Source organism: Parafrankia colletiae, assembly GCF_001854655.1.
Taxonomy (GTDB): Bacteria; Actinomycetota; Actinomycetes; order Frankiales; family Frankiaceae; genus Parafrankia; species Parafrankia colletiae.
In genome coordinates, this window is sequence record NZ_MBLM01000082.1 from 1 (window position 1) to 2,484 (window position 2,484).

The 2,484-nt window shown below is 63.1% G+C and carries 2 protein-coding genes and 1 pseudogene; all 3 read left to right on the plus strand.

Annotation, left to right across the window (positions count from 1 at the left end; translation table 11 throughout):
- Positions 1-219, plus strand: a pseudogene (locus CC117_RS10080) (phosphotransferase family protein); the annotation flags it as partial.
- Between the two features lie 11 nt (positions 220-230).
- Positions 231-1,460: an acyl-CoA dehydrogenase family protein gene (locus CC117_RS10085; RefSeq protein WP_071083485.1), complete on the plus strand. Its 1,230-nt coding sequence runs from the start codon at positions 231-233 to the stop codon at positions 1,458-1,460.
- Between the two features lie 29 nt (positions 1,461-1,489).
- Positions 1,490-2,484 (plus strand): acyl-CoA dehydrogenase family protein (locus CC117_RS10090; RefSeq protein ID WP_084131876.1); only part of this gene is annotated, 995 nt, incomplete at its 3' end.

The window sequence follows — 2,484 nt, forward strand, 5'->3', positions numbered from 1 at the left end:
CCTAACCGCGATCACCTCATTGCCCGATATTTCGAGGCGTCAGAGGTCGATTCGGGGAGTCTTCACGCGTACGTGGCATTCGCGCACTTCAAATTCGCTGGCATTGCGCAGGGCATCGCCGCCCGGGTGGCCGGCGGTCAGATGGCTGGGCAGCACTTTGGCGACCTTGACGCGGAGATCATGCGCATCGCACAGACCGGGCTGGACCTTCTCGACTAAGGGACCTGAACATGGATTTCCACCTCTCCCCCAAGGCCGCAGAGACAACGGAACGAATGCGACATTTCATGGAGGAGGAAGTCTTCCCTGCGGAGGCCGATTGGGCTGCGTACCTGCGCGGTCACGGGGCACACGAGCACCCGCCGGTGATGGAAGACTTGAAGGCATCCGCACGTGTTCGCGGACTGTGGAACCTGTTCCATCCAGAGTTCGGTGGCCTGTCCAACCTGGAGTACGCCGCAGTCGCCGAGATCACCGGCTGGTCGCCCGTCATCGCCCCGGAGGCGATCAACTGCCAAGCGCCCGACACCGGCAACATGGAAACGCTCCACCTCTTCGCGAGCCCAGAACAGCGCGAGCGCTGGCTGACGCCACTGCTGAACGGTGACATTCGCTCAGCGTTCGCGATGACCGAACCCGGTGCGGCCTCGTCCGACGCCACCAACATCGAGACATCCATCGTGCGCGACGGTGATGAGTACGTCATCAATGGGCACAAGTGGTGGATCACGGGCGTGGCTGACGAGCGGTGCGCGGTCTTCATCGTCATGGGCAAGACCGATCCCGCTGCGCCAACTCACCGACAACAGTCGATGATCCTAGTGCCGCGCGCCGCGCCCGGACTAAAGATCATCCGGCACTTACCCATATTCGGCTACCAGGATCAGCACGGACATTCCCAACTGCACTTCGACAACGTGCGCGTACCGGTCGCCAACCTGCTCGGCGACGAGGGCGACGGGTTCATGATCGCCCAGGCGCGCCTGGGCCCGGGGCGGATCCACCACGCCATGCGAGCCATCGGCATGGCCGAGCGGGCCCTGGCCTTGATGGTGGAGCGCGCCAAGAACCGGTACGCGTTCGGACAGCCTCTCGCCGACCAAGGCGTGGTCCAGGAACTGATCGCCAATTCGCGCATCGAGATCGACCAGGTGCGCCTATACGTCTACCGCACCGCCTGGCTCATCGACCATCACGGCGCGAAGGGAGCACGTGGCGAGATCGCCGGAATCAAGGTCGCCGCCCCAGCCGTGGCGACACGCGTGATCGACCGCGCCATCGAGGTCTTCGGCGGCGCAGGTGTCAGCGATGACACGCCCCTTGCCTACTTCTACGCGTGGGCACGGGTCCTCCGCATCGTGGATGGACCGGACGCCGTCCACCGTCGCACGGTTGCGCGCACCGAGCTGAATCGCTCAGCCAAGACACCGTGGCCATGTGCCAGCCCGACACATAGTTGACGGACCGATCCGAAATGGACTCAGAAGACATGAAGCGCGAGCTCTACAACTCCGACCACGAAGCCTTTCGCGGGGCTGTTCAGACATTCGTGGCGCGGCACGTCGTGCCACACCTGGAGACCTGGGAGGAACAGCGCATCATTGACCGCGAGGTCTGGATTGAGGCGGGAAGAAGCGGGCTGATCGGCCTCAACGTTCCCGAGTCGATGGGCGGCGCAAGCCCCGTCGACTACCGGTTCCGCAACATCCTGATGGAGGAGCTTGCCGCGGTTCATGCCACGTCTCTGGCGGCGGGATTCGCCCTTCAGGATGACATCGCTATTCCCTACATCGTCGAGCTCGGCACCCCCGAGCAGCACGAGCGGTGGCTCCCGGGCATGGCGGCCGGCGAGCTCATAGGTGCGGTGGCGATGACTGAACCGGGAACGGGAAGCGATCTACGCGGGATTCGCACCAAGGCGCAAGCCGTCGAGGGTGGCTRGATCGTGAACGGTTCAAAGACCTTCATCACTAACGGCATTCAGTCCGACGTAGTTGTTGTCGTGACGAAGACAGGCGAATCCGGCTCCGGTTCACTTACCCTGTTGGTGATCGAGCGGGAGATGGATGGCTTCCGACGGGGGCGAAAGCTCGACAAGATCGGCCTGCATGCACAGGACACGGCAGAACTCGTTTTCGAGGACGTGTTCGTTCCTGTTGAAAACGTCCTGGGATCGACCGGCGGCGGCATGGCGCAGCTAAAGTCGCTGCTCCCGCTCGAGCGGATCGGTATCGCCGCTCAGGCTGTTGCTCAAGCACGCGTGGTCTTGGACCTCACCATCGATTACACGCGCCAGCGGCACGCTTTCGGCCAACCCATCAGCGGATTCCAAAATACGCAGTTCGAACTTGCCGAAATGGAGACCGAAGTCCTGATCACTCAGACGTTCGTAGATCGCGCGATCCTCGCGCTGAACAGCGGCACCTTGAGCGAGGTCGACGCCGCCCACGCGAAGTGGTGGTCCACCGACGTGCAGAACCGCGT

What these genes read in the sequence shown, in the direction of transcription:
- CC117_RS10085 (WP_071083485.1), top strand. Translation starts at nt 231, where the DNA reads ATGGATTTCCACCTCTCCCCCAAGGCCGCAGAGACAACGGAACGAATG.